The following is an 18,277-nucleotide window of genomic DNA, read 5'->3' on the forward strand; positions in this document are numbered from 1 at the left end:
CAGACCGGCGGTCACCGCGCACCGGCGGGGCCGAGCAGCCGCGTCAGGGCCTCGGCGGCCCGCACCGCGGCGTCGCCGCAGCAGTTGTTGAACAGGGCGTGGATCCGCTCGACCCGCTCGGCGAGGGCGCGCAGCCTCGGCACCCACTCGGCGAGTTCGGCGTCCGTGTACGCGTGCCGGAACCGCTCCTCCTTGCTCCCCGTCCCCCACGCGGCACTGCGCCCGTGGAACCGCACGACGGAGAGCCGCGACGTGGTGACGGACGTGACCGGCGGCACCGAAGCGGGCAGCGTCCGGTTCATGTCGACGGCGACGGCGGCCATGCCGTACCGCGCGAGCAGCGCACGCGTGGCTCCGCCCCGCTCGGCGGACCACCACGCCGGATGCCGGAACTCGACCGCGACGGGCCACCCCCGGGTGCGCCGGGCGCAGTCCGCGAGGAACTCCTCCGCCGTGGCCCCGGGCCGGAACCACGGCGGGAACTGGAAGAGCACGCTGCCCAGCCGCCCGGCCCGGCGCAGCGGCGCGATCCCCGCGGCGAACCGCTCCCACACCTCGTCGAGCACCCCCGGGCCCCGGGGCCCGCCCCGCAGCTCCTCCGGCAGCGCCGCGTTCCGCGTGGGATGGCCGGTGAGCAGCGAGAACGCCTTCACGTCGAAGACGAACCCGGGCGGCGTCCGCTCCGCCCACAAGAGGCTGTTCCGTGCGCTGGGCAGCGCGTAGTAGGAGGCGTCCACCTCCACGACCGGGAACCGCTCGGCGTAGTGCCGCAGACGCCCCTCGGCGTCCCGCCGCCCCACCGGGTACCAGCCGCTCCGCACGAGCTCCCGGTCGGTCCACGAACACGTGCCCACGAGGATGTCACCCATCCCGTGCGGCTACCCGGACCCCTCGGGGCCAGTACGCGTGCCGCCGTCTCGTCTCAACTCGTCCCGGGCGTGCGCCCGTCCGCGAGAGTGGATCCCGGCCGGCGAACCGGTCGGCCGCCCGAGTCCACCGAGACAGGAGCCCCGTCATGCCCCGACGCCCCCTGAGCCGTCGCGAGCGGCTGACCCTGCTGGGATTCGTCCTGAGCGGCCTCGTGTCCGCCCTCGTCGGAGCGGCCGCCGACGAGACCTTCCGGGCCCTCGTCTCCTGACCGGCCGCCCCTGACGCCCCGTCCGCGGCCGAATCCGCCACTTTCGCGGCGGCCGCGCCCCGCCCACGCAAGGATGCTTCGATGACCGGTCGCAAGAGTGGTGCGCGGCAAGGGAGCCAGCGACGGATTCCGCAGCCGCTGGGCGTGACTCCCGCCCCGCTGCGGGACTTGAAGGAGTACGTCTACGAGCTCTACGTGGACGCCGGGACGCCGTCGACACAGCGCATGGCGGAGGAGATCGGGCAGGACGACGCCCTCCCCGGCAGCCCCTCGAAGGCCACCATCCACCGCATCATCGGCTCCACGGAGCTCCCGGCGGGGCAGGAGGACGTCGCCTCCGTCGCCCTCCTGCTCGCCCGGTGGGCGGGCCGGGACCCGGGCAAGGTGGCGACGCGGGTGCGGCGCATGTGGGTCGCCGCCCAGCTCGCCCAGCCCCTCGGCAGCCCCGTCGTCGACCTCGACCCTTTCGCCCTCGAGGTGCACCGGTCGATCAGCGTGCCCGGCGACCGGTCGCTGCCGAGGCTGCCCGCGTACGTACCGAGGGACCACGACGCGGCCCTCGGCGACCTCGTGGACCGGGCGACCGGCGGCGAGAGCCTCATGGTCACGCTGGTCGGCGAGTCCTCGACCGGCAAGACCCGCGCCTGCTGGGAGGTGCTGCGGCGGCTGCCGCCCGGGTGGCGGGTGTGGCACCCCTTCGACCCGACCCGCCCGGACGCCGCCCTCGTGCACCTCGCGGAGGTCGGCGCCCAGACGGTGATCTGGCTGAACGAGATCCAGCACTACCTCCTCGCCCCCGACGCCCGGACCGCCGAGGGCATCGCCGCCGCCCTGCGCTCGCTCCTGACCGACCGGCGCCGCGGCCCGGTCCTGGTCCTCGCCACCATCTGGCCCCGCTTCTGGGAGGCCCTGACGCTGCCCTCGGCCACCGGCGCCGACGACCGCTTCGAGCAGCAGCGCAAGCTCCTCACCGGCATCGGCCGGTGCGTCGTGGTGCCCAAGTCGTTCACCGAGCACGACCTGTACCGGGCGCGGCAGCGCGCTCACCACGACCCGCGCCTCGCCAGCGCCCTCGCGGGGGCGACCGACGGCGAGATCACCCAGTTCCTCGCGGGCGTGCCCGAACTGATGCGGCGCTATCTGTGCGCGCCCCCGGCGGAGAAGGCGCTCGTCCACGCCGCCATGGACTACCGCAGGCTGGGGCACGGCCCCGCCCTGCCGCACGAGCTGCTCGCCGAGGCCGCCGAGGGCTATCTGAAGGACCAGGAGCGGGGCCTGCGCGGCAGCGCCTGGCTGGAGGAGGCCCTCGCGTACTGCGCCATGCCGTGCCACGGGGTGCCGGGACCGCTCACGCCCGTGGCGTCCCGGAGCGGCACGGGCATGGGCACGGGCATGGGCACGGGCCGGGCCTACCGGCTCGCGGACTACCTGGAGCAGTACGGCCGCGTCGAGCGCCGCCTGCTGTGCCCCCCTGCCCCCTTCTGGGCCGCGGCCGAGCGCCACTGCCTCACCACCGACGACAGCGTCACCCTGGCGCGCGCCGCGCAGACGCGGGGCCGGTTCCGGATCGCCGCGTCCCTCTACGGCCGGGCGCTGAAGGCCGGGAACACCGACGTGCGGCCCGAGTTGGGCCGCATCGCCGAGGGCGTCGGCGACCTCGACCGGGCGAAGGACTTCTACGAGGCCGCGTGGGAGGACGACCGCAGGGCCCGCTGGGAACTCGTCCGCCTTCGCCAGCTCAAGGGCGAGCCGGGCCGGGCGGAGGAACTGGCCCACGAGGCCGCCAACCAGGGCGACAGCTCCTGTCTGACCCGCCTCGTCCGGCTCCGCCAGGAGGCCGGGGACGAGGAGGGCGCCCAGCGCCTGACCAGGAACGCCGCCGCCACCGGCAAGATCAGGACGTACGCGGGACTCGCCCGGTCCCGGGAGGAGGCGGGGGACCGCCACGGCGCCGAGGAGCTCGCGTTCCTCGCCCTGACCCAGACCGGCAGCACGTACGCCCTCTCCGACCTGGTGGGCCTGCGCGAGAAGGCGGGCGACGGCGCGGCGGCGGAGCGCCTGGTGATCGCGGCCGCCGCCCGGGGCAAGGTGCGCCCGGCGCTGCGCCTCGCCGGGGTGCGGCGGCAGGCCGGGGACCGCGAGGGCGCGGCCCGCGCCCTCGACCTCGCCGCGGACTCCGGCAGCATCTTCGCCCTCACCGAGCTGGCCCGGCTCAAGCGGCGGTGGGGCGACAGCGAGGGCGCCGAGCGGTTCCTGGGCACGGCCGTGCGCCAGGGCAGCGTGTACGCCCTGACCGAGCTGGCCCGGCTGCGGGAGAAGGCCGGGGACCGGGAGGCCGCGGTGGGCCTCTACCGCAGCGCGGCCTCGTACGGCAGCACGGACGCGCTCGCCCATCTCGCGCTGCTCAAGGAGGAGGAGGGCGCGGGCGCGGAGGCCGAGCGCATGGCGTGCGGCGCGGCGGGCGGCGGCAGCACCTTCGCGCTGCTCGAACTGTCCTGGCTGCGCGAGAAGAACAGCGACTCCGAAGGCGCCGAACGCCTGGCCCACACCGCCAACCGGGCGGGCAACTCCGGCGCCCTCGTCCTCCTCGCCCGGCTGCGCGAGAAGTCCGGCGACAAGTCCGGGGCCGAGGCGCTCGTCCTGCGCGCCGCCCGCGCCGGGGACGCCCAGGTGCTCAACGAGTTCGTGCTGCGCCGGGAGAAGAGCGGCGACAGCGAGGGCGCCGAACGCCTGGCCGCCGCCGGGGGCGGGCGCGTCCTGCTGCAACTGGCCGGGCTCTGGGAGTCCGACGGCAGGAAGCCCGAGGCGGAGCGCCTCTACCAGCGCGCCGCCGACCTGGGCCGCACCCAGGCCCTGGGCGAACTGGCCCGCCTCAAACAGCAGTCGGGCGACCACGAGGCGGCCGGACACCACGCCCGCGCCGCCGCCCACGCGGGCCATGTGGAGGCCCTCTCCGACCTGGCCGACCTCTGCGCCCGGCGGGGCTCCCGCGCCGAGGCCGACCGCCTCTACCGCCTCGCGGTCGACGCGGGCCACGACGCGTCCCTGCCCGCCTGGTCCGCCCTCCGCGCCCGCACGGACCCCCGCTGGCACGACCTTCCCCACTACGGCCTCACCGCGGAAGGAGACCTCTCGGGCCCCTGGCGCTTCGCACCCCGGCGCCGCTGAGGGGCCACCGGTCCTGGCCCGGCCGGTTCGCGCGTGCGGTCAGCCGGGGCCCGGGGCGGAACGGTCGGACGCCGCAGCCGCGGCACGGCGGTACTCGGCGTTGATGCGCTGGGCCTCCTCGAGCTGGTCCTCGAGGATGACGATGCGGCAGGCGGCCTCGATCGGCGTGCCCCGGTCGACGAGTTCGCGGGCGCGGGCGGCGATCCGCAGTTGGTAGCGCGAGTACCGGCGGTGTCCGCCCTCCGAGCGCAGCGGAGTGATCAGCCGCGCCTCACCGATGGCCCGGAGGAAGCCGGGGGTGGTGCCGAGCATTTCGGCGGCCCGGCCCATCGTGTACGCGGGGTAGTCGTCGTCGTCCAGACGATCGCTGAGCGGATTATCTGCTGCCATGTCACCTCGTCGTGCAACGCGTCGAGGGGCCCCGTGCCGTACGGCACCAGGGCCCCGGAGGGAATTCAACACCATCCGCCGACCCTCACGCTGTGCCGACCTTCTGTTTCTGCCACCCCGCCGTGCGGCGGGCCCCGGGCTTCCTGCGGCCCGGGGCGGTGGGGGCCGGGGGCCGCGCCGCGGGCGGTGCTGCGGCGAGACGCCGGTGAGGGCCCTGCCGACACGTGTCGGCAGGGCCCTCACCGGGTCTCTGGTGGCGGTCTCCCGCCGGTCGTCACATCTCCGTGGTGGCGGTGCCGCCGAGCAGCGCCGACGCGTTCTGGAACGGCGTGGGGGCGTCCGCCGGCGCCGCCTCGGGCTGCGCGTGGCAGGTGAAGCCGAGGCGGGTCATGGCCCGGACGATCTCGCCGCTGGTGAAGTCACGGCGGTCCTGTCGGGTGATGACCTGGCCCACTTGCTTGACCGGGTAGCGGCGGCGGCCGATGGTCACGGACTCGCCCGTGACGAATTCGGGCGTGACGCCCTCCATCGAGGCCAGCACCCCTTCCTTGGTCAACTCGAACGGGTACCGGGCGATGACACAGCGCATGATGCCTCACAGGGAAGGAGTAAGGGGGTCGGCTCCGGTCCGGGGTCGGTGACGAGCGGCACGGGCACGGTGCTCTCCGGCAGCGCGCACGCGCGCCGCGTACGGCCTGGCAATTTCCGCACGCCTGCGCAGGACACGGACCGCGGTGCACACCTGAAATTCATAGAGCACATTCCCTGGTGCGTCGAGAGGACGGCACGGGGAATAACGAGAACGACCCGGAGCGACAAGCTGAAATGACATGAAATGACGCGGGTCGTACCCGGAAAAGCAGCGAGCTGGGGCCCGCATCCCAAGGTGCGGGCCCCAGCTGCGAAGTATGCGCGGTGGTGCGGGTGTCAGGCGGGAACGATGTTCTCGGCCGTCGGGCCCTTCTGGCCCTGCGCGATGTCGAACGTCACCTTCTGGCCTTCCAGCAGCTCGCGGAAGCCCTGGGTGGCGATGTTCGAGTAGTGGGCGAAGACGTCGGGGCCGCCGCCGTCCTGCTCGATGAAGCCGAAGCCCTTTTCCGCGTTGAACCACTTCACGGTGCCGGCAGCCATGTCATTTCTCCTTCGGAGGCGTTTTCAGGAATGCACTGCGCGCATTCCGTGTCGCCGTGATGATTACCCCGTCGGAATAAACCCTGCTGGCAACCACACCTGCAACTGCGATCGACAGTAGCACGCCGCGATCGGCCGGACACGATCAATAACTTCCCTCCGGGCGAGGCCCGAGAAATACTCGCCACGGCTCGCGCCTATTTCTCACCCGGCGAGCACAGATATTGCTCCGCGCGGACACGGTATTCCTGGCGCCCGCCCTGGTGCGGGCGCCTTCCGCGGCGGGGAGGCAGCCCTCTCCGCCTGGCGGCCTGGCGACTTGGCGGCCTGGCTCCCGGCCGACCTGGCGGCCGGCCCTCGTCGCACCCCGTCTCGCGCGTCACACCGCGACGGGGGCGGCCAACGCCGGATCCTGGCCGGAGCGGCGCAGCGCCTCGGCGACGAACCCGGACGCCACCAGCTCGGCCACGAGTTCGCTGAGGAACCGCACGGTCTCCGGACTCCGCTCCCGCGTCGTGCCCATGGCCTGCCGGATGGTCATGAACGCGGGCTCAAGCAGGCGCAGTTCGGGGCGCCGGGCCACGTGCGCGGTCAGCGGCTGGCGGATACCGGCCGCCACGTCCAGACCCTCGGCATGGAACACGTCGACACCGTCAACACCACGCACCACAGTGGCGTGCCGGAGCGCACGGCTCAGATAAAGGTCGTACGCGGACCCCTCCTTGACGCCGACGCGCACCCCGTCCCGGTCCACATCGGCGGCGGAGACGAACGGCGAGCCCTGCTCCACCGCGTACATCCCCTCGATGTGCACGTACGGCGCACTGAACGCGACCTCCTCCTCGCGATCCGGATCCACGGCCAGAAAACACAAATCGGCGTGCCCCTCAACCATCGCGGCGTACGACTTACGAGCCGCGTCGAAGCAGACGAACCGCACCGGCACCCCCAGCCGCCCCCCAACCTCCCGAGCCAACGCGACAGCCACCCCACCCGGCGCCTCGGACGTGCCCTGAGCAAGAACGGGATTCCCGAGATTGATGGAGACCCGCAACACGCTGCCGGGCGCCAGGTCGTGAACGAGGTCTGCGTCGATAGGAGCCATGCCCTCGAGCCTAGGCGGCAGTTGCCCCAACGCTCACGGGCCCTGCCCTGTCCACTCCCGGCGCCCCCTGGCGAGCGACCGGCCGGGCCGCGCCCGAGGCCGAGTCAAGACGACGCCTGGCGAGCGACCGGCCGCGCCACGGCCGAGGCCGAACACTGCGCCGCCCAGAACGTCCGCCGCCCCGACGCACGAGAACTCGCAACCGATCCCGCCCCCCCCCCCGCTACCCGCGCCGTACGCTGCCCGAGCCGCACCACCTCCACCGCAGACCGGGAGCCCTCGCGTGACCGCCCCGACCACACCCCCGAGCGAGAAGCCCTTCCTCTACGTCATCGTCTGCGCCTGCGGAGTCGCCCCCGACGTCGGCAAGCTGATCACCGCCGCGCAGGATGTCGGACCCTCCCGTACGTGAACGCCGCTCAGGCGTCCCTCCCCGCCTACGCGGAGAGCCTGGAGCGGCTGCGCGGGATGGGTGTGCTCATCGGTTCGTACGAGCCCCATCAGCCGAAGGCGGGAGGCGGCGCGGAGCGGTACCGATGGGAGGAGGCGCTGGATCTGCTGGAGCCACGGCTCGGGCGGTAGACCCGCCCCGGAAAACAACAAACCCCAGGTCGCTGACCTGGGGCTTCAGAAGAGCGGGTGACGAGAATCGAACTCGCGCTCTCAGCTTGGGAAGCTGATGTTCTACCATTAAACTACACCCGCGCGGTACACCGGTTGAACCGGTTTCGTACTGTCGCACACTCTACCTCATCCCAGGCCCCGGGCACCGCGCCCCGAGGGCCCGGCTGCGCTGTGTGGGGTCTGCGTGACTGCGGGCGAAGGGAGTTGGGGCGTACGGTGGGGGGTCTTCCCAAGGCCCCTCGGGAGGTCTCGGCGTGCCGGATCCGGGGGTCGTGTGTGGGGGGCGTGAGGGGTCGGAGTGCCGCCTGGAGTGGCGTCCCTTTCATCCCGTAATGTGGCTTTCGTCGTCCGCCAGTTACGGCTTTGGGGAAGGGACTCAAAGACTTGATGGAGCGCACCGTCGTCCGCTGTGCCGAGGGGCACGTGTTCAGCACCGCTTCGTTCCCGATGCAGCAGGCCGACCGGCTCGGGCCCGGCCGCCTCATCCGCTGTCCGCGGTGTGCGCGGCTCCGCCACGCGGTGCCGGTGGAGTTCGAGAAGCGGTAAGCGGGGGGGTGCGGAGGAAAGGGCTGTGCGCCCCTCCGCCCCGCACCACCACCGCCAGTACGGCGACAGAGCGCGCGGGTGCCGCATTGCGCAAATTGCGGCCTTCCCGCGCGCTCTGCGTATCCTCGGTGCGTGCTTCTCTCAGACAAGGACATCCGGGCCGAGATCGACGCCGGGCGGGTACGGATCGATCCCTACGACGAATCCATGGTGCAGCCGTCGAGCATCGACGTGCGCCTCGACCGGTACTTCCGGGTGTTCGAGAACCACCGGTACCCGCACATCGACCCCTCCGTCGAGCAGGCGGACCTGACCCGGCTCGTCGAGCCGGAGGGGGACGAGCCGTTCATCCTCCACCCGGGGGAGTTCGCGCTCGCGTCGACGTACGAGGTCATCACGCTCCCCGACGACCTGGCGAGCAGGCTCGAGGGGAAGTCGAGCCTCGGGCGGCTCGGGCTCGTCACGCACTCCACCGCCGGGTTCATCGACCCCGGCTTCTCGGGGCACGTGACCCTGGAGCTGTCGAACCTCGCCACGCTGCCGATCAAGCTCTGGCCGGGGATGAAGATCGGGCAGCTCTGCATGTTCCGGCTGACCTCGCCCGCCGAGGCCCCGTACGGGTCCGAGCGCTACGGGTCGCGTTACCAGGGCCAGCGCGGGCCCACCGCTTCCCGTTCCTTCCTCAACTTCCATCGGACCCAGGTGTGACATCCCCCATGAGCGACGTGCGCGAGAACCTTACGTACGAGAAGTTCGGCGGCGCGATCCGTGATCTCGCCCAGACGATCGCCGACGACGGGTACGAGCCCGACGTCGTGCTGAGCATCGCCCGCGGCGGCGTCTTCGTCGCGGGCGGCCTCGCGTACGCCCTCGACTGCAAGAACATCCACCTGGTGAACGTGGAGTTCTACACGGGCGTCGGGACCACCCTGGAGATGCCGGTCATGCTGGCCCCGGTGCCGAACGCGATCGACTTCACCGACAAGAAGGTGCTCATCGCCGACGACGTCGCCGACACCGGCAAGACGCTGAAGCTCGTGCACGACTTCTGCCTCGACCACGTCGCCGAGGTCCGCTCCGCCGTGATCTATGAGAAGTCCCACTCGCTCGTGAAGTGCGAGTACGTGTGGAAGCGGACCGACGAGTGGATCAACTTCCCGTGGAGCGTCGAGCCGCCGGTCGTGAAGCGGCACGGGCAGGTTCTCGACGCCTGAGCGGTTCCTTCACGTGCGACGGCGCGCCCCCATCCGTAACGGGTGGGGGCGCGCCGTCGTTCTGCGTCGGGGCTCAGGCCCCGGCCGCCGCCCGGGCGCCCCGCGCCGCCCGCCACAGCAGCCGCGCGCCGAGCACCGGCAGGACCAGGCTGAAGAACATCAGCAGGAGCAGTTCCATCGGGCCGATGCGGCCCGCCGCGAGGAGCAGGCCGACGAGCACCGGCAGGAGCGGGACCAGCAGGGTCAGGGCCGTGCCCGTGACCTTCTGCCGGGTGGTCCACCGGGTGGACTTCGACAGCAGATAGAGGCCGGCGCCACCCGCCACCACCGTCGCGAAGGGGTGCCAGAGCAGGCCGAGCGGGGCGGCGCAGAGCAGCAGCAGGATCGTCAGCTTGGTGCGGACGGCGTCGGAGCCGGAATCGGCGGTGGCCCCCGCCGCGGCCGGGGCTGCAGCCGGTGCCGGAGCCGGTGCGGACTCCGCCAGGGCCGAGGCCGCGATGGCCGCCGGGGTGCCGAGGTCCGCGAGCATCCCGCGCACCGTGGCGTCGTCGGGCGCGCCCGCGTCGGCGATGCGGGACTCGACGTGCTCGCGCAGATCGGCCAGCAGTTCCTGGCGGCGGGCCGGCTCCAGGGCGCTCGTGGCCCGCTCCACCTCGGTCAGGTAGGCGCGGACCAGGGCGTGGTCAAGAGCGTTCATGAGGGGTCTCCGTGTCGTGCGACGTGCCGGGCGCCGGGGCCAGGAAGTGGTCGACCGCGTCCCGGAAGAGCGGCCAGCTCGTGTGGAAGTCCGCGAGGGCGGTGCGGCCCTCGGGCGTGAGCGTGTAGTAGCGGCGGGGCGGGCCGCTGGGGGACTCGCGCAGTTCCGTGTCCACCAGGCGGTCGCGGCGCAGCCGGGCCAGGAGCGGGTAGATCGTGCCCTGGCTCGTCGTCATCACGGCGACGGCGGACAGCTCCTCGACCAGCTCCACCCCGTAGCGCGGGCCGTCCCGCATCAGGGCCAGGACGCAGTACTCCAGGACGCCCTTGCGCAGCTGGCTCGCGGCCTTCGTCAGCGGATCCGTCATCCCCCGCCCCCCTTCGGTTCCTTGCTTCGCCTGGAACATTGCATTGCAAGGTACGTGACGGAGGCGGGCATGAGCAAGGGCCCCGGCGGTCGTACCCGCCGGGGCCCCTGGACTCGCGTGCGTGCGCGGCGGCGTCAGAACGTACCGAGCTTGATGATCGACAGGATCGCGAGCAGCTGAATGGCGCTGGCGCCGAGGGCGCGGGGCCAGGGCAGGTCGTGTGACTTGCTCACCATCAGGGTGAGCAGGGCGCCCGCCGCGAGCCAGGTGGCCCAGCCGAGCAGCTGGACGAAGCCGTTGCCGCCGCCGAGGAACAGGGCGACGATGACGCGCGGCGCGTCCGTGATCGCCATGATCAGCATGGACAGGCCGACGGTCGGCTGCCAGGCGCCGTCACCGCCGAACTGGCGGGCCAGGCTGTGCGTGACGACGCCGAGGATGAGGGCGCTCAGGGAGATCGCGACGCCGGTGGTGAGGACGTACGGGATCGCCGTGGACAGCGTGGCGTTGAGCACGTCCTCGCGGGCCTCGTCGAAGCCGAAGACGGCGAGCAGGCCGTAGAGGAACGTGACGATGACCGCCGGGGCCCACATCGCGTAGTCGCGCATCTGCAGGAAGGTCGGGCCCGGGCGCAGCACGATGCCGCGCAGCAGGTCCTTCCAGGGCAGCTTGGGGCCGATGGGGCCGGCCGGGGCCTGGCCCGCGCGGTAGGTGTCCCCGTCGTTGTACGGGTCCTCGCCGAGGGAGAAGGCCTGGGTGCTGCCGGGGTTGTTGGCGGCGTACGGGTCGTGTCCGCCGCCGTGTCCGCCGTGTCCGCCATGGCTGCCGTGGCCGCCCTGGCCGCCGAAGTACTCGGGCTCGTCCCGGCCGCCGGGGGGCTGGGGCCACTGCTGGGCGCCGCCGTGGTGCTGGCCGCCGCCGTACTGGCCGCCGCCGTACTGGCCGGGGCCGGGGCCCTGGCCGCCGTACTGGGGCGGGGCGGGGTGCCCGTGCGAGGGCGCGGGCGGGTAGCCGTACGGCGTCTGGCCGCCGCCTTGGTGCGGGGGCCGCTGTCCGTACGGGGCCTGCCCGGGACCCTGCTGAGGGCTCTGTCCCGGTCCCTGGTGTCCCCCCTGGTGTCCCTGGGGGCGTCCCGATTGCTGTGCGCGGTTGTCCCGGCCGCCGCGTCCGATCCTGAATCCAGCCACGGAATCGAACGTACCTGGTCCGGCGGGGCGGCCGCGCCCCTCCTGTGGGGGAGAGTCCGTTTGCGGCCGACCTGTGACAACCCCTAGGGGGACCCTGAGGGGTTGTCCTCAGGGCCCCCGGGGCGCGGGTGACCTGCTGTGACGCGGGTGCCTCGGGTGGTGCGGGCGGTGCGGCGGCCTAGCGGCCGAGGACGGCGCCGTACGTCAGCGCGGACGAAGGCGCGGGCAGCTTCAGGGACTTGGGGGTGAAGACGGTGGTGCCGGGCGGCAGGACGTCCGGGGAGGCCCAGACGCCGCCGGACGAGGCGTTCTCGCCGGGGGCGGCGGTGGCCAGGTCGGGCTTGCCGTCGTGGTCGAAGTCGCCGGTGGCGAGGGCGGCGCCGAAGCGGTCGCCGGTCTCGGCGGGGCCGGGGATCTGGTTGGTGTCCTGCTGGAAGGCGTAGCCGTTGGCCTTGCCGTCGCCGAGCTCGTCGTCGGCGTCGAGGATGCCCTTCTTGGCGCCGTACAGGACGGTGACGCTGCCCGCGGTCTTCTTGCTGCCGATGGCCTCGCCGGGGGCGCCGACGATCAGGTCGGTGTAGCCGTCGTTGTCGATGTCGCGGGCGGTGACGGCCTCGCCGAAGCCGTCGCCCTTCTCGGCGGCGCCGGGGACGCCCGGGGTGCCCTGGTTGAGGGTCTGGGTCCGGGAGCCGAAGGAGCCGTTGGGGTTGCCGTAGCGGATGTGGACGCCGCCGCCCTTGGTGAGCTCCTCGGGGCCGCAGGGGTCGTCGATGTTCTCGTCGGCGATCTCGCGGCAGTTGCCGAGCGCGAGGTCGTCCAGGCCGTCGCCGTTGAAGTCGCCGGTGGCGAGGGCGGAGGCGGCGCCGTTGCTGCTGGCCCAGGACAGGAGGAGGCGGCGCTCCTGCTTGTCGTAGCGGTAGAGGTGGACGTGGGACTGGGTGTACGGCTGCTGCTTGGTGTAGTAGGCCACGGCCAGGTCGGTGAGGCCGTCGTCGTCGAAGTCGCCCGTGGACAGGACGGGGGCGCGGCCGCCCATGCGGTCGCCCATGCCCGGCTGGGTCTTCGCGCCGCGCGGGTCGTAGTTGACGACGACCTTGTCGGTGCCGCCGATGGCCAGGTCGGTCCGCTTGTCGCCGTCGAAGTCGGCGGCGGCCAGGGCGTTGCCGTAGCTGTCCTTGGCCTTGGCGCCGCGGCCCGCGCTGTTGGCCTTGCCGAAGCCGTCCTTCGCGCCGTGCACGACGGTCGCGTTGCCCGCGTCCGCCTTGCCGTCGACGTCCTCGCCCGGGGCGCCGACCGCGAGGTCCGTGAGCCCGTCGCCGTCGAAGTCGGCCACGGCCACGGCCGCGCCGAAGCGGTCCCCGGCCTCCGGGGCGCCCGGCACGTTCGCCGTCGCCTGGCTGATCCGTACGTTGTCCTTGACGCTCAGCCCCCGGGGCCCGCCCCAGACCACGCTCACGTACCCGGCCTCGGCCTTTCCGCCGACGCTCCCCGCGGGGACGCCGACGGCGAGGTCCTCGTAGCCGTCCCCGTTGAAGTCGGCCTTGACGGGCGGGGTGGCGCCGCCGGGCGCGGCCCCCGCGCTCGCGGCGAACGGCAGGGTGAGGCCGGTCGCCGCGAGCGCCGAGGCGGCGGCCAGGGCGAGGGTGCGTGTGCGCACGGGTGCTCCAACTCTGTGGGTGACGCTTGGTCTTCACCTGTGTGACACATGAGGTTGGGCGAGGGTTGTGGTGAGGGGCGGCGCCATCCCCTCGGCCCTTGCCCCGCACCCGTGAGCGTCCTCCGCGAGGGCCGGGGCCGACTCTGTCCTACTGGAGGAAGCCCTCGACGATTCCGTACTCCACGCGGGTCACCCCGCTGTTCTTGATCCCGGACGGGGAGCCGGGCAGGCGGACCGGGTCGACCTCGCCGTGCGCGTACAGGTCCGCGTAGCCGTCGAGGTCGGTGTCCCGCAGGCGTACCGTGCTGCCGAAGCGGTCCCCCTCGGAGGGGGCGCCCGGGATCCCCGCGCTGTCGCGGGCGAACCACTTCGACCCGGCGCCCTTCAGGCCGCCCGCGCCGCCGCGCAGGACGTGGACACCGCCCCCGTCCCGCGTGCCGCCGACGTCCTCGCTGCTCGCGCCCACCGCCAGGTCCGGGTACCCGTCACCGTTGGTGTCGCCCGCCGAGACGGATCCGCCGAAGCGGTCCCCCTTCTCCGGGGCGCCCGCCACGCCGGGGGTGCCCTGCGTGAGCCGGGTCGCCGTACCCGGGCCGTTCCTGCCGCCGCGCCACACGGCCACCGCGCCCTTGTACTTGGCGTCCGCGTAGTTGCCGAGCGCGAGGTCGCCGTACCCGTTCTTGTCGAAGTCGGCGATCACACCGCTCGTGCTGTCCGCGTACGCGCCGAGGCGCAGCGTCGCGCCGGGCTTGAGGGTGGTGCCGCCCTTGACGAACCAGGCGTCGCCCGTCTCCTTCCAGTCCCTGATCACCTGGCCGACGACGACCAGGTCCGTCGCGCGGTCCTTGGTGACCCTGCCCGCGATCAGGTCGTCGGGGGACAGACCCCGCTTGGCGAGGCGCTGCACGGAACCGCCCACGCCGGAGCGGGAGATGCCGCCCTTGTAGACGTACACCGCACCGCCGTTGGTCGCCGCCAGGTCCGGTCTGCCGTCTCCGTTGAAGTCGCCGGTGGCGAGGCCGTACCCGAAGGCCTTCCGCGCGCCGGGGGCCTTGTTGGGGATCTCCGTGCCGCCCTTCAGGCCGGTCGGTGACCCCCACAGCACGGTCACCGAGCCCTGGCCGCGGTTCCGGCCGACCTTCTCGCCCACGGCGGACACGGCGAGGTCTCCGTACCCGTCGCGGTCGAAGTCGGCGGCCACACGGGTGCCCTCGGCCCAGGAGTCCCCCCGTTCGTCGGCGCCGGGGACGCCCGGGCTGTCCTGGTCGACGACCTGGGTCCGGGTGCCGGGGCCGTTCGCCGTGCCGAAGGTGACGTGGACGGATCCGCCCTTGTTGCCTTCGCCCGACTGCGGGGTGGCGTAGTCCCGGTAGCCGTCTCCGTTGAAGTCGTCCGCGTGCTTGGCGGGGGCCGCCGTCGCCGTCGCGGGCAGTGCGAGCGGGGTGAGCGTCGCGGCGGTGAGGGTGGTGGTGAGGAGTGCTGCGGTGCGCAGGCGCACAGGGGCTCCTTGGGGAGGGAGGGCCGGGCCCGTGCGGTGGGCCCGGCCGGAGGTGGGCAGGGGGGGTCTCAGTCGGCGAAGTTGGCGCCCAGGCGGGGGGTGCCCGTGGTCGGGAGGCCCGCTGTGCCGGGGTAGACGCCGGAGGTGCCCTTGAGGGAGCCGTCGGGGGCGGAGAGCAGGGGGTAGACGGCGCCGTTGCCGCCGTTCTCGCCGTGGGCGCCCAGGATCACGTCCGCGCGTCCGTCGCCGTTCAGGTCGTCGGCGTGCACGTCCGTGCCGAGGAAGTCGTGCTTCTCGTTGGAGTTCGGTACGCCGGGGCTGTCCTGGGTGAGGAGCTTCGCGCCGCGGCCGCTGAGGCCGGAGCCGTTGGCACGGCCGTACAGGACGGTCACCGCGCCCGTGTCCTCGACGCCGTCGACGGTCTCGCCGGGGGCGCCGACGACCAGGTCGAGGTTGCCGTCGCCGTTGACGTCGCCGAGGTCCAGCTCGTTGCCGAAGCTGTCGCCCTTCTCGCTGCCGCCGGGGACGCCGGAGGTGTCCTGGGTGAACTTGTCCCGGTCGCCGTGCGCCGGGCCCCGCGCCCCGCCGTGCACGACGTGCACCGCGCCGCCCTTGGCCGCGCCCGGGATGCCGCTGTCCCAGTGGTTGCCGATGACGACGTCGTCGTAACCGTCCTTGTCGGTGTCGCCCAGGTCCGTGATGACGCCGGGCAGCAGCTTCTGCGCGGAGGACACCTTGAGGCCGGAACGGGAGCCGGGGATCCACCAGTTGGCGTCGTAGCCGCGCTGGGTGTCGTTCTCGTAGCCGTTGACGATCAGGTCGTCCTTGCCGTCGCCGTTGGCGTCGCCGGAGTGCAGGTTCTTGACGCCGACCTCGCCGTTGCCGTGGATGCGGGGGGTGACGGTGTAGTGGCCGCCGGTCCTGCCCCCGCGGGTGAAGCCGCCGCGGTAGACGTCGACGACCGCCGTGGTCACCGTGCCCATGGCGATGTCGTCCTTGCCGTCGCCGTCGAAGTCACCGGCCTGGAGGACCCCGCCGAAGTTGTCGTGCTTGCTGGGGCGCGGGTCCTTCAGGGTCGTGCCGCCCCGCAGGCCGATCGCCGAGCCCCACAGGATCTGCAGGCTGCCGCCGTCCTTGTCGCGGCCGACGTCCTCGCCGGAGACGCTCACGAGCAGGTCGTCGTAGCCGTCGCTGTCGAAGTCCCCGTACGCCAGCTCGTTGCCGAACCAGTCCTGTGCCTCGGCGTCCCCGGGGACGCCCTGGCTGTTCTGCGTGTACTTCACGGAACGGTCGACGCCGCTCGCCTTCCCGTACGTGACGACGACGGCGCCCGCCGCCTTCTTGCCGTTCACGTAGGTGAAGGGGGCGGAGGTGGCGACGTCCGCGTAGCCGTCGCCGTCGAAGTCGGCGTCCGCGGCCGGGAGCGCGGCCCGCGGCGCCGCGGAGGCCGTCGGTACGGCGCCCAGGAGGAGCCCGCCGGTGAGCGCCACGGCGGTCGTGGCGGCGGCGAGGCGGAGGTGGCGGCCGGGTCTGTGGGGCCGGGTGTCGCGGGAGGCGGTGCGCTTGCGCTGAGCCATGCGGTGATCTCTCCTGCGGGTCTGATGACAGGGGTGCCGGGTCCCGGTCGCGCGTTTGCGTATGCGTTGGCCTGGACCTTGGCCTAGGAGAGACCGCTGACGGGGTGTGAGGGTTGTGTGCCCCTGGGGTGAAGTTACCTTGCTGTGATGGGGAGTTGGGGGCTCCGCCCCGACGCGCGTGCCGGGTGCCGGTGCCGGCGTACGCGTCGGCAGGTCGCCCCGCGCGCCGGAGGCAGGCACGGCCGCGCCGGACGCGCGCCGCGGAGTTGGATCCGGCGCCTGAAGCTGTGTAAGATCAAGGCACAACTTCGGCGCACAACACCGGAGTCGCGCGTCTGTGGTCCAAGGAAAGACGCCCATCATCCGATGGGAAATGTAGGTGCAAGGCCTGCCGGGCGCTCCATGAAGTCGATGGCCCCCTCACTGGTTCGGTGAGGGGGCCATCGGCGTTCACGGGCAGGAAAGCCGGGGGCCGGAACCGCGCGCGGCAGCGCGCGGCCCCGGCCCGTACGGGGGCGGTGGGGCTAGCGCCCCAGGACCGTGCCGTACTTGTGGGCTCCCTTGAGGGCGAGCTTGCCCGGGGTGACGGTGACCTGGTCCGGGTTGGGGCCGTCCTTCGGGGTCCGGCCGTACCAGACGCCGCCGGTCGCCGCGTCCTCGCCGGGCGCGCCGACCGCCGTGTCGGGGTAGCCGTCGCCGTTGAAGTCACCGGTGGCGACGGCCGCGCCGAAGCGGTCGCCCGCCTCGGCCGTGCCGGGGACGCCCGCCGAGTTCTGGGTGAACGACGGGCCCACGAAGGGCTTGCCGGTGCCCGCGGAGGCCAGCGTCCAGTAGCTGCCCGCCTTCTTCGCGGTGCCCACTGTCTCCGTGTCGGCGCCCACGATCAGCTCGTCGACGCCGTCCCGGTCGAGGTTCCCCACGGCCAGGTGCGCGCCGAAGTTGTCCTCGATCTCGGCGGTGCCGCCGACCTCCGGGGAGTCCTGCGTGGTGCAGGCGACCGGGCCGCCGAGCGCGGTGTCCTTCTTGCCGTAGACCGTGGCGATCGCGCCGCCCACCGGGCTCTGGCAGAACGCCTCGCTCGGGTCCTCCGACTCCGGGTTGGCCTGGACGCCGCCCAGGGCCAGGTCCGTCGTGCCGTCGCCGTCGAAGTCGCCCGCGGCGAGCGCGGTCGACCCGTTGCCGGTGGACCACTGGGTCTTCCACTCGCCGGAGGCGCGGCTGACGACCCTGGTGCCCAGGATCTCCATGCCGCCGTACGCCAGCGCCAGGTCGTCGCGGCCGTCGCCGTCGGAGTCGCCGGTCGTGACCGCGCGCGGGCCGCCGAAGTGCCAGCTGTCGATGCGCGACAGCTTCGCGGGCGTGCCCGCCTTGAACGGGCCGGGGCGCAGCATCAGCGCGCTGGACTCGTCGAAGTGGGAGTTCAGGACGATGTCCTGTTTGCCGTCGCCGTCGAAGTCGCCGGTGGTGAGGACCGCGCCCAGGCTGTTGTCGGAGTACTCGCCGTTGGCGGCCGTGAAGCCGCCCTTGATGCCGGACTTCGAGCCCCACAGGACCGTGACGGTGCCCGCGCTCAGCGTCGGGCCGTTGTCCTCGTCGGGGGTGCCGACGACGATGTCCGTGATGCCGTCGCCGTTCATGTCGGCGGGCTTCACCGTGTGGCCGAAGCCGTCGTCCTTCTCGGCGTTGCCGGGGACTCCGGCCGTGTCCTGGCTGATGGTCGCCGAACCGTGCTTGCCGAGGCCGTTCTTGCCGCCCCAGACCACGTTCACGTAACCGGCCTTGGTCTTGCCTCCGACGGTCGCGTCGGGGACGCCGACCGCGAGGTCCGCGAAGCCGTCGCCGTTGAAGTCGGCCTTCGGCCGGGGCGCGGGCTCGGCCGCCGCGGCGGGCGTGACGGACAGGCCCGCGACACCGATCACGGTCGCGGCGCACAGCACCGCGGCCGACAGGGTCTTCTTGCGCAAGGTTGCTCCAACTG

Annotated in this window: 17 protein-coding genes, 1 tRNA gene and 1 pseudogene; 6 read left to right on the forward strand and 13 right to left on the reverse strand. The window is 73.0% G+C overall.

Annotated elements, in window-relative coordinates:
• Nucleotides 1–11 precede the first annotated feature (11 nt).
• On the reverse strand, nucleotides 12–869 hold the full coding sequence (locus C9F11_RS22160) for a DUF72 domain-containing protein (RefSeq protein ID WP_138960918.1): 858 nt from the start codon (nucleotides 867–869) through the stop codon (nucleotides 12–14).
• A gap of 146 nt (nucleotides 870–1,015) precedes the next feature.
• On the opposite strand from C9F11_RS22160, the gene C9F11_RS49670 reads away from it, so the two are divergent.
• Complete coding sequence (locus tag C9F11_RS49670; RefSeq protein WP_260422877.1) at nucleotides 1,016–1,138, forward strand: hypothetical protein; 123 nt, start codon at nucleotides 1,016–1,018, stop codon at nucleotides 1,136–1,138.
• An 81-nt stretch (nucleotides 1,139–1,219) separates the two neighbouring features.
• Complete coding sequence (locus tag C9F11_RS22165) at nucleotides 1,220–4,306, forward strand: hypothetical protein (protein ID WP_138960919.1); 3,087 nt, start codon at nucleotides 1,220–1,222, stop codon at nucleotides 4,304–4,306.
• Between the two features lie 39 nt (nucleotides 4,307–4,345).
• Here the strand turns inward: C9F11_RS22165 and C9F11_RS22170 are convergent, their stop codons facing one another.
• The 4 genes from C9F11_RS22170 to C9F11_RS22185 all read right to left on the reverse strand — a co-directional run bounded on the left by C9F11_RS22170 (nucleotide 4,346) and on the right by C9F11_RS22185 (nucleotide 6,932).
• Nucleotides 4,346–4,696 (reverse strand): MerR family transcriptional regulator, encoded by a 351-nt coding sequence (locus tag C9F11_RS22170; protein WP_138960920.1) that lies wholly within the window; start codon nucleotides 4,694–4,696, stop codon nucleotides 4,346–4,348.
• 274 nt (nucleotides 4,697–4,970) lie between these two features.
• Nucleotides 4,971–5,285: an SCO5918 family protein gene (locus tag C9F11_RS22175; RefSeq protein ID WP_138960921.1), complete on the reverse strand. Its 315-nt coding sequence runs from the start codon at nucleotides 5,283–5,285 to the stop codon at nucleotides 4,971–4,973.
• Nucleotides 5,286–5,623: 338 nt separating this feature from the next.
• Nucleotides 5,624–5,827 carry a cold-shock protein gene (locus C9F11_RS22180; protein ID WP_030362120.1) on the reverse strand — a complete coding sequence of 68 codons (204 nt, stop codon included), beginning with the start codon at nucleotides 5,825–5,827 and terminating at the stop codon, nucleotides 5,624–5,626.
• A gap of 379 nt (nucleotides 5,828–6,206) precedes the next feature.
• On the reverse strand, nucleotides 6,207–6,932 hold the full coding sequence (locus C9F11_RS22185; RefSeq protein WP_138960922.1) for a transporter substrate-binding domain-containing protein: 726 nt from the start codon (nucleotides 6,930–6,932) through the stop codon (nucleotides 6,207–6,209).
• Nucleotides 6,933–7,215: 283 nt separating this feature from the next.
• Between C9F11_RS22185 and C9F11_RS22195 the strand changes: the two are divergent.
• Nucleotides 7,216–7,514, forward strand: a pseudogene (locus tag C9F11_RS22195) (hypothetical protein).
• A gap of 52 nt (nucleotides 7,515–7,566) precedes the next feature.
• On the opposite strand, the gene C9F11_RS22200 reads toward C9F11_RS22195, so the two are convergent.
• Nucleotides 7,567–7,637 (reverse strand) — tRNA-Gly (locus C9F11_RS22200).
• Nucleotides 7,638–7,943: 306 nt separating this feature from the next.
• Between C9F11_RS22200 and C9F11_RS47465 the strand changes: the two genes are divergently transcribed.
• From C9F11_RS47465 to C9F11_RS22210, 3 genes are all read left to right on the forward strand, one after another.
• Nucleotides 7,944–8,102 (forward strand): hypothetical protein, encoded by a 159-nt coding sequence (locus C9F11_RS47465; RefSeq protein ID WP_170316473.1) that lies wholly within the window; start codon nucleotides 7,944–7,946, stop codon nucleotides 8,100–8,102.
• 132 nt (nucleotides 8,103–8,234) lie between these two features.
• Complete coding sequence (gene dcd / locus C9F11_RS22205; RefSeq protein WP_138960924.1) at nucleotides 8,235–8,810, forward strand: dCTP deaminase; 576 nt, start codon at nucleotides 8,235–8,237, stop codon at nucleotides 8,808–8,810.
• Nucleotides 8,811–8,818: 8 nt separating this feature from the next.
• Entirely contained in the window at nucleotides 8,819–9,316 is a 498-nt protein-coding gene (locus C9F11_RS22210) for a phosphoribosyltransferase (protein ID WP_138960925.1), read from the forward strand.
• Between the two features lie 73 nt (nucleotides 9,317–9,389).
• On the opposite strand, the gene C9F11_RS22215 is transcribed toward C9F11_RS22210, so the two are convergent.
• The 7 genes from C9F11_RS22215 to C9F11_RS22245 form a co-directional block, all read right to left on the reverse strand.
• On the reverse strand, nucleotides 9,390–10,013 hold the full coding sequence (locus C9F11_RS22215; protein ID WP_138960926.1) for a hypothetical protein: 624 nt from the start codon (nucleotides 10,011–10,013) through the stop codon (nucleotides 9,390–9,392).
• The gene (locus tag C9F11_RS22220; RefSeq protein ID WP_138960927.1) at nucleotides 10,000–10,380 is read right to left on the reverse strand and encodes a PadR family transcriptional regulator; all 381 of its coding nucleotides are present in this window, start codon (nucleotides 10,378–10,380) and stop codon (nucleotides 10,000–10,002) included. The genes C9F11_RS22215 and C9F11_RS22220 overlap by 14 nt, the downstream gene beginning before the upstream one ends.
• A gap of 134 nt (nucleotides 10,381–10,514) precedes the next feature.
• Nucleotides 10,515–11,567, reverse strand: a complete 1,053-nt coding sequence (locus C9F11_RS22225; RefSeq protein WP_138960928.1) for a Yip1 family protein — start codon at nucleotides 11,565–11,567, stop codon at nucleotides 10,515–10,517.
• Between the two features lie 178 nt (nucleotides 11,568–11,745).
• Nucleotides 11,746–13,224, reverse strand: a complete 1,479-nt coding sequence (locus C9F11_RS22230) for an FG-GAP-like repeat-containing protein (protein ID WP_138960929.1) — start codon at nucleotides 13,222–13,224, stop codon at nucleotides 11,746–11,748.
• Nucleotides 13,225–13,372: 148 nt separating this feature from the next.
• Nucleotides 13,373–14,722 (reverse strand): FG-GAP-like repeat-containing protein, encoded by a 1,350-nt coding sequence (locus C9F11_RS22235; protein ID WP_138960930.1) that lies wholly within the window; start codon nucleotides 14,720–14,722, stop codon nucleotides 13,373–13,375.
• A gap of 68 nt (nucleotides 14,723–14,790) precedes the next feature.
• A complete protein-coding gene (locus C9F11_RS22240; RefSeq protein ID WP_138960931.1) occupies nucleotides 14,791–16,299 on the reverse strand; it encodes an FG-GAP repeat protein in 1,509 nt (502 codons plus the stop codon).
• A gap of 524 nt (nucleotides 16,300–16,823) precedes the next feature.
• On the reverse strand, nucleotides 16,824–18,263 hold the full coding sequence (locus C9F11_RS22245) for an FG-GAP and VCBS repeat-containing protein (RefSeq protein WP_138960932.1): 1,440 nt from the start codon (nucleotides 18,261–18,263) through the stop codon (nucleotides 16,824–16,826).
• Nucleotides 18,264–18,277 lie beyond the last annotated feature (14 nt).

The organism is Streptomyces sp. YIM 121038 (genome assembly GCF_006088715.1).
Lineage (GTDB): Bacteria > Actinomycetota > Actinomycetes > Streptomycetales > Streptomycetaceae > Streptomyces.